Source organism: [Mycobacterium] manitobense, assembly GCF_025821665.1.
GTDB classification, from domain to species: domain Bacteria; phylum Actinomycetota; class Actinomycetes; order Mycobacteriales; family Mycobacteriaceae; genus Mycobacterium; species Mycobacterium arseniciresistens.
On the sequence record NZ_JACKSJ010000096.1, the window covers coordinates 19,496 to 27,224 of the forward strand.

The 7,729-nt window shown below is 70.1% G+C and carries 8 protein-coding genes; 6 read left to right on the plus strand and 2 right to left on the minus strand.

Annotation, left to right across the window (positions count from 1 at the left end; translation table 11 throughout):
* Window positions 1-64 precede the first annotated feature (64 nt).
* Window positions 65-760 carry a fasciclin domain-containing protein gene (locus tag H7I41_RS12595; RefSeq protein ID WP_264012923.1) on the minus strand — a complete coding sequence of 232 codons (696 nt, stop codon included), beginning with the start codon at window positions 758-760 and terminating at the stop codon, window positions 65-67.
* Between the two features lie 176 nt (window positions 761-936).
* On the opposite strand from H7I41_RS12595, the gene dxr reads away from it, so the two are divergent.
* From dxr to H7I41_RS12620, 5 genes are read left to right on the plus strand one after another with little or no spacing between them, the layout of a single operon-like run.
* Entirely contained in the window at window positions 937-2,106 is a 1,170-nt protein-coding gene (gene dxr, locus H7I41_RS12600; protein WP_264012924.1) for a 1-deoxy-D-xylulose-5-phosphate reductoisomerase, read from the plus strand.
* Window positions 2,103-3,320 (plus strand): M50 family metallopeptidase, encoded by a 1,218-nt coding sequence (locus tag H7I41_RS12605; RefSeq protein WP_264012925.1) that lies wholly within the window; start codon window positions 2,103-2,105, stop codon window positions 3,318-3,320. Before dxr ends, H7I41_RS12605 begins: the two co-directional genes overlap by 4 nt.
* Before the next feature lie 24 nt (window positions 3,321-3,344).
* Entirely contained in the window at window positions 3,345-4,505 is a 1,161-nt protein-coding gene (gene ispG, locus H7I41_RS12610; protein ID WP_308214616.1) for a flavodoxin-dependent (E)-4-hydroxy-3-methylbut-2-enyl-diphosphate synthase, read from the plus strand.
* A 49-nt stretch (window positions 4,506-4,554) separates the two neighbouring features.
* A complete protein-coding gene (locus H7I41_RS12615; RefSeq protein ID WP_264012926.1) occupies window positions 4,555-5,409 on the plus strand; it encodes a GNAT family N-acetyltransferase in 855 nt (284 codons plus the stop codon).
* A gap of 48 nt (window positions 5,410-5,457) precedes the next feature.
* Window positions 5,458-6,120 (plus strand): GNAT family N-acetyltransferase, encoded by a 663-nt coding sequence (locus tag H7I41_RS12620; protein ID WP_264012927.1) that lies wholly within the window; start codon window positions 5,458-5,460, stop codon window positions 6,118-6,120.
* Between the two features lie 3 nt (window positions 6,121-6,123).
* On the opposite strand, the gene H7I41_RS12625 is transcribed toward H7I41_RS12620, so the two are convergent.
* Window positions 6,124-7,008 (minus strand): cyclopropane mycolic acid synthase family methyltransferase, encoded by an 885-nt coding sequence (locus H7I41_RS12625; RefSeq protein WP_264012928.1) that lies wholly within the window; start codon window positions 7,006-7,008, stop codon window positions 6,124-6,126.
* Between the two features lie 163 nt (window positions 7,009-7,171).
* Here H7I41_RS12625 and H7I41_RS12630 point away from each other — a divergent pair.
* A partial coding sequence (locus tag H7I41_RS12630; RefSeq protein WP_276008699.1) for an NTF2-like N-terminal transpeptidase domain-containing protein occupies window positions 7,172-7,729 on the plus strand: 558 nt, incomplete at its 3' end.

The window sequence follows — 7,729 nt, forward strand, 5'->3', positions numbered from 1 at the left end:
TTTCGCGCACGACATCCCCCGGGCACGTCGGGTGCCCGGGGGACGGTCGCTACGGGAGCGTCGGTCAGCTCGCCGGAGGCATCAGCACCGTGTCGATCATGTAGACGGTCGCGTTGGCGGTCTGCACCCCACCGCACACCAGGCCCGCGTCGTTGACCTTGAGGCCCTCGCCCTCACCGGTCACCGTGACGTCGGCGCCCTGCACGGTCTTGTGGGTGCCTGCCACCTTGTCGGGAGCGGCGCCCGGACCCGGCACGACGTGGTAGGTCAGGATGCTCGTCAGCAGATCGGAGTCGGTCTTGAGCGTCTCGATGGTGGCCGGGTCGATCTTGGCGAACGCGTCGTCGGTCGGCGCGAACACGGTGAACTCGCCACCGTTGAGCGTGTCGACCAGGTTCACGTTCGGGTTGAGCTGCCCCGACAGCGCCTGGGTCAGCGTCTTGAGCATCGGGTTGTTGGACGCCGCGACGGTCACCGGGTCGGCCGCCATGCCGGTCACCGAACCGGGGCCCGACGGCACCTGCTCGGCGTAGGCGGCGCAGCTCGCGCCGACCAGGTTCGCGGCCGGGTCGGCCGCCGCGCTCGACGGTGCGGACGACGTGGCGCTCTCCGCGGCCGACGACGCCGCGCTGCTCCCCGACGAAGCGGTGGACTCGCTGCCACCGCTCGAACACGCCGCGACGCCGAACACGGCCAACGCGCTCAGGCCCGCTGCCGCAACGGCCTTGCGGTGGACGCTGTACCTCTTCGTTGAAACCACTGCCACTCCTCGGTACGCGGAGGCGGCGGCGCCGCCGTCCTGGTGATCTGACACCGGGGATTCGGGGTGGTGTGCGTCACGGACGGGCCGGGGGAGCCGCCGTCACAAACGCGTCACATTCAAGATCGGGGTGCGGTGTGCGCCGGGGCGGCTCCCGGAGGCGGCACAATAGTCCGGTGAGCTCATCCGGATCTCGGCAGCGGGTGCTGATCCTCGGCAGCACCGGGTCGATCGGCACCCAGGCGCTCGAGGTGATCGCCGCCAATCCGGACCGGTTCGAGGTGGTCGGGCTGGCCGCCGGCGGCAACAACCCCGACCTGCTCTCCCGCCAGCGCGCCGAGACCGGCGCCACCAGGGTCGCGGTCACCGACGCCGCCGCCGCGGAGCGGATCGGTGACGTCACCCACAGCGGCCCGGACGCCGTGACCCGGTTGGTGCAGGACACCGAGGCCGACGTGGTGCTCAACGCCCTGGTCGGGGCGCTGGGACTGGAACCCACCCTGGCCGCCCTGGCCACCGGCGCGCGGCTGGCCCTGGCGAACAAGGAGTCGCTGGTGGCAGGCGGTCCGCTGGTGCTGCGGGCGGCCGCACCCGGCCAGATCGTGCCGGTCGACTCCGAGCACTCGGCGATGGCGCAGTGCCTGCGCGGCGGCACCTCCGGCGAGGTCGCCCGGCTGGTGCTCACCGCATCCGGCGGCCCGTTCCTCGGCTGGTCGGCCGAGGATCTCGACTCGGTGAGCCCCGAACAGGCGGGCAAGCACCCCACCTGGTCCATGGGGCCGATGAACACCCTGAACTCGGCGACGCTGGTCAACAAGGGCCTCGAGCTGATCGAGACGCACCTGCTGTTCGGCATCCCGTACGACCGCATCGACGTCGTCGTGCATCCGCAGTCGATCGTGCACTCGATGGCGACCTTCACCGACGGGTCGACGCTGGCACAGGCCAGCCCGCCCGACATGAAGCTACCGATCGCGCTCGCGCTCGGCTGGCCGGACCGGGTGCCCGGAGCCGCCGCCGCCTGCGACTTCTCCACCGCCGCCACCTGGGAGTTCCTGCCGCTCGACGACGAGGTCTTCCCGGCGGTGCGGCTGGCCCGCGCGGCAGGCACCGCGGGTGGCTGCCTGACCGCGGTCTACAACGCGGCCAACGAGGAGGCCGCCGCGGCGTTCCTCGACGGCCGCATCTCCTTCCCGGCGATCGTCCGGACGGTCGGCGAGGTGCTGGCCGCCGGCGACGAGTGGGCCGCGGAACCAGCTACCGTGGAGGAGGTACTCGAGGCGCAGCGATGGGCCCGCGAGAAGGCCCGCTCCGTGCTCACCCAGGAGGTTCTGCCCGCCCGATGATGTTCGTTGTTGGTGTCGCGCTGTTCGCGCTCGCGATTCTGGTCTCGGTGGCCCTGCACGAGTGCGGCCACATGTGGGTGGCGCGTGCCACCGGTATGAAGGTGCGCCGCTACTTCGTCGGCTTCGGGCCCACGCTGTGGTCCACGCGCAGGCCCAACAAGCTGGGGGAGACCGAGTACGGCGTCAAGGCCATCCCGCTCGGCGGCTTCTGCGACATCGCGGGCATGACCCCGGTCGACGAACTCGACCCCGCCGACCGGCCGTACGCGATGTACCGGCAGAAGGTGTGGAAGCGGGTGGCCGTGCTGTTCGCCGGTCCCGGCATGAACTTCGTCCTCGGCATGGTGATCATCTACGGCATCGCCCTCACCTGGGGTCTGCCCGACCTGAACCCGCCCACCACCGCCGTCGTCGGCGAAACCGTGTGTGTCGCGCCGCAGGTGTCGAAGACCGAGTTGGGTGAGTGCACCGGGCCTGGCCCCGCCGCCCTGGCCGGTATCCGGCCCGGTGACACCGTGGTCAAGGTCGGCGACACCCCGGTGGCGGACTTCAAGGAGATGGTTACCGCCGTCCGCACCCTCGACGGGCCGACGCCGTTCACGGTCGAGCGCGACGGCAGCCAGTTCACCACCGTGGTGGACGTCACCCGTGTCGAGCGCTTCACCAGCACCGACGGTGACACCCCGTCGAAAGTCGGCGCCGTCGGCATCGGCGCCCCGGACCCGCTCGACTGGGCGCAGTACAACCCGCTGACGGCGGTGCCCGGCACCGTCGCGTTCACCGGCGACCTGGCCGTCCAGCTCGGCGAGGCGCTGGCGAAGATCCCCACCAAGATCGGCGCGCTGGTGGAGTCCATCGGCGGTGGCGAGCGCGACCCCGAGACCCCGATCAGCGTGGTCGGCGCCAGCATCATCGGCGGTGACACCGCCGACGCCGGCGTGTGGGAGTTGTTCTGGCTCTTCCTGGCTCAGCTCAACTTCGTCCTCGGCGCGGTGAACCTGATCCCGCTGCTGCCCTTCGACGGCGGGCACATCGCGGTCGCGGTGTTCGAGAAGATCCGCAACATGATCCGGTCGGCGCGCGGCAAGGTGGCCGCGGCGCCGGTGAACTATCTCAAACTGATGCCCGCTACTTACGTAGTCTTGGTGGTGCTGGTCGGCTACATGCTGCTGACCGTGACCGCCGACTTCGTCAACCCGATCAGGTTGCAGTAGCCGGCCCTGAACCCTGGAGACGCTGTGACCTCGATAGGCCTGGGCATGCCGGCACCGCCGGCGCCGGTGCTCGCGCCACGCCGCAAGACGCGCCAGTTGATGGTGCGCGATGTCGGTGTCGGCAGCGACCACCCGATCGCCGTGCAGTCGATGTGCACCACCAAGACCCACGACATCAACGCGACGCTGCAGCAGATCGCCGAACTCACGGCGTCCGGCTGCGACATCGTGCGCGTGGCGTGCCCCCGGCAGGAGGACGCCGACGCGCTGCCCGCCATCGCCAAGAAGTCGCAGATCCCGGTGATCGCCGACATCCACTTCCAGCCCAAGTACATCTTCGCCGCGATCGACGCCGGCTGTGCCGCCGTGCGCGTCAACCCGGGCAACATCAAGGAGTTCGACGGCCGGGTCAAGGAGGTCGCCAAGGCGGCGGGTGCGGCCGGCATCCCGATCCGGATCGGCGTCAACGCCGGCTCGCTGGACCCGCGGTTGATGAAGAAGTACGGCAAGGCCACCCCGGAGGCGCTCGTGGAGTCGGCGCTGTGGGAGGCGTCGCTGTTCGAGGAGCACGGCTTCGGCGACATCAAGATCAGCGTCAAGCACAACGACCCGGTGATCATGGTCGCGGCCTACGAGCAACTCGCCGCGCAGTGCGATTACCCGCTGCACCTCGGCGTCACCGAGGCGGGGCCCGCGTTCCAGGGCACCATCAAGTCCGCCGTCGCGTTCGGGGCGCTGCTGAGCAAGGGCATCGGCGACACCATCCGCGTCTCGCTGTCCGCGCCTCCGGTTGAGGAGATCAAGGTCGGCAACCAGATCCTCGAATCGCTGAACCTGCGGCCGCGTGGCCTGGAGATCGTGTCCTGCCCGTCGTGCGGCCGGGCCCAGGTGGACGTGTACACGCTGGCCAACGCGGTCAGCGCGGGGCTGGACGGCCTCGAGGTGCCGCTACGGGTCGCGGTGATGGGCTGTGTCGTCAACGGGCCGGGGGAGGCGCGCGAGGCGGACCTCGGCGTCGCGTCCGGAAACGGCAAGGGACAGATCTTCGTTCGCGGCGAGGTCATCAAGACGGTGCCCGAGGCGCAGATCGTGGAGACCCTGATCGAGGAGGCGATGCGCATCGCCGCCGAGATGGACTCCGGCCAGACAAGTGCGAGCGGTTCACCGGTTGTCACCGTAAGCTGAGTGCGGCCCTGTGGTCGGGGTCACGACCGCTCGAACAGAAAGACGCGCGATGTCGGCACCGCCGCTGTTCCGCCATGTCGACGAGCGACGGGTGTCGGTGGTGCGGGACGCCGCCGCGGTCCTCGAGGTGCTCGACCAGGATCCGATCGGATCGTGCATGGTCGCCGCCCGGGTCGCCGATCACGGCGTCGAGCCCGGTGCCATCGGTGGGGAACTGTGGACGCGCCGGGGTGCCGCCGATTCGCTGTGTTACGCCGGTCCCAACCTGATCCCGCTGCGCGGAGAGATCGACGACCTCAACGCCTTCGCCGACCAGGCGATGAGCACGGCGCGGCGATGTTCGTCGCTGGTGGGCCGGGCGGAGCTGGTGCTGCCGATGTGGCGCAGGCTCGAGGCGGCGTGGGGCCCCGCGCGTGACGTGCGTGAGCACCAGCCGCTGATGGCGCTGCACTCCGCGCCCCAGTGCTCGATCGACTCGGCGGTGCGGCCCGCCCGCATCGAGGAACTCGACGCGTATCTCACCGCGGCCATCGACATGTTCATCGGCGAGGTCGGCGTCGACCCGCGGCTGGGCGACAACGGCCGCGGCTACCGGCGCCGGGTGGCCGGGCTGATCGCCGCAGGCCGGGCGTGGGCCCGCTTCGAGCGCGGCGAGGTGGTGTTCAAGGCCGAGGTCGGCTCCCAGTCGCCGACCGTCGGCCAGATCCAGGGCGTGTGGGTGCATCCGGAATGGCGTGGCCGCGGGCTGGGCACCACCGGCACCGCGGCGCTGTCGTCGGCGGTGCTGCGCAGCGGGCGCATCGCCAGCCTCTACGTCAACAGCTTCAACACCGTCGCCCGGGCGACGTACGCGCGCATCGGATTTGAGCAGGTCGGCACGTTCGCGACGGTTCTGCTCGACTGACCGCCGCCCGGTTCCCCGGGCGCGGGCAGCAGCCCTTAGGCTGCCGTCATGACCGAATCCGACCCCAAGGTCGCCCGCCGCGAGATCGCCGACACCCTGGTGCGGGCGCTGGACCACAGGCACGAGGTGCTCGACGCAATCGTCGACTCCGAGGACCACGACGCCGCGATCGAGGCGGTCGCGTCGCTGCTGAAGACCTCGGCGCCCAGTGCCGAGGCAGTGCTGCGGTTGTCCTTCGACCGGCTCACCAAGGTGTCCCGGCGGCGCATCGCCGCCGAGTTGGAGGATCTCAACAACCAGCTGAGTTTCACCAGGGGCGAGTCGGGGTCCGCGTCGCCCGACTCGCTGACGCTGCGGGCCTTCGATGCGACCGCCGACGGCGACATCTTCGCCGCCCGCACCGCCGATGTCGGCGCGGCGGGCGACGGATCCGGCAGTCCTGCAGGTGATCTGGCCGACGAGATCTCCGCTGCCGTGGCGCGGGTCGCCGCCGAGGAGGCGGCGTGGCTGGTGGCGATCGACGGCTCCGACAAGGTCGGCATGGTGTTCGGCGAGCTGGCCGGCGGCGAGGTCAACGTGCGGGTCTGGATCCACCCGCAGTACCGCAAGAGGGGGTACGGCACAGCGGCACTGCGGAAGTCCCGCTCGGAGATGGCTGCATTCTTCCCCGCGGTCCCGCTGGTGGTGCGCACCCCGGCCGCCGGGTCCTGACAGCTATTCCGGCTCGGCCTTGGTCAGGGTGTACTGGCGGACGTCGACGTGGCGCCAACGGAACCGGTCGGCACAGCCGGTGAGATACCGGATGTAGGTCTGGTAGGTGTCCTCCGAGGCGATGCGTACCGCGTCGTCATGGCGGGCGGCCAGTGTCTCCGCCCAGATGTCCAGCGTGCGGGCGTAATGCGGCTGCAACGACTGGACCTGGCGCACCGCGAAGCCGGCCGCCTCGGCGTAGGAGGGGATGCTCTGCGGTAGCGGCAGCTCACCGCCGGGGAAGATCTCCCGGCCGAGGAACGCCCAGAAGTCGACGTCTTCACGGGTGATCTTGCGGCCCATCCGAAAGATGTCGCGGCCCATGGTGACGATGGAGTGCAGCATCATCCTGCCGTCGCCGGGCAGGATGTCGTACGCCCGCTCGAAGAACATCGGGTAACGGGCGTACTTGAAGTGTTCGAACGCGCCGATCGACACGATGCGGTCCACCGGATCGTGGAACTCCTCCCATCCTTGCAACCGCACCTCGGCGTGTCTGCCCGAGTCGGTGTTCGGCCGGGAAGCGAGCAGCTTCTGCACGTGCTGGTACTGGTTTTCGCTCAGCGTCAGCCCGATGACATTGACGTCGTGACGCTCCAATGCCCGCAGCATCGTGGCGCCCCACCCGCAACCGATATCGAGCAGCGTCATCCCGCGCCGAAGGTCACACTTGCCCAGCGACAGGTCGATCTTCGCCAGCTGCGCCTGTTCCAGCGTGAGGTCCGGGGGCTCGAAGTATGCGCAGCTGTAGGTTTGCGTGGGATCCAGGAAGAGCCGGAAGAAGTCGTCGGACAGGTCGTAGTGGTGCTGTACGTCGCCGAAATTCGGGGACGGATCGGTGTCGGCCATCGTCGATCACGGTATATGCCCCGCACCGCTTACCGTCACCACCGGGCGCTTCGCCGGAATGCGGTGGATCGGCTCCGCCGCCGGCGAGCCGAGGTGATTGTCACGGTCGGGTCTCGGTGCGCCTCCCCGACATGCGATGCCAAAGTTCATAACATCTGCCCCAATGGCAACTCGAACCTCAGCAGTATCACGCGCGTCCGCGTTGGCCGCGCTGGTGATGGTTGCGGCGGCGGCGTCGCTGAGCGCCTGTACCCCCCGCCCCAACGGTCCCGAACCGACGGCCGAGGAGTTCTTCGCGGCGCTCGGCCGCGGCGACACCGGAGCCGCCGCCGAGCTCGCCGACCGGCCCGACGAGGCGCGGACCGACCTGAACGAGGCGTGGGCCGGTCTGCAGGCAACCACGCTGGACGCCCAGATCCTCAGTGCCCGATACGCGGAGGACACCGGCAGCGTGACCTACCGCTACACCTGGCACCTGCCCAAGGACCGCACCTGGACCTACGACGGACGGCTCAACATGGTCCGCGACGAGGGCCGCTGGCAGGTGCGGTGGAGCGCCACCGGGCTGCACCCCCGGCTCGGCGAGAACCAGACGCTCGCGCTGCGCGCCGACGCACCGCCGCGCGCCGCGGTCAACGAGCGGGGCGGCACCGACGTGCTGGTGCCGGGCCGGCTCTACAGCTACGCACTCGACGCGGGAGCCGCGGGCGGCGCGCTGATG

Coding starts and splice junctions, on each gene's coding strand:
- H7I41_RS12605 (WP_264012925.1), top strand. CDS start 2,103: ATGATGTTCGTTGTTGGTGTCGCGCTGTTCGCGCTCGCGATTCTGGTC.
- H7I41_RS12615 (WP_264012926.1), top strand. CDS start 4,555: ATGTCGGCACCGCCGCTGTTCCGCCATGTCGACGAGCGACGGGTGTCG.
- H7I41_RS12620 (WP_264012927.1), top strand. CDS start 5,458: ATGACCGAATCCGACCCCAAGGTCGCCCGCCGCGAGATCGCCGACACC.
- H7I41_RS12625 (WP_264012928.1), bottom strand. CDS start 7,008: ATGGCCGACACCGATCCGTCCCCGAATTTCGGCGACGTACAGCACCAC.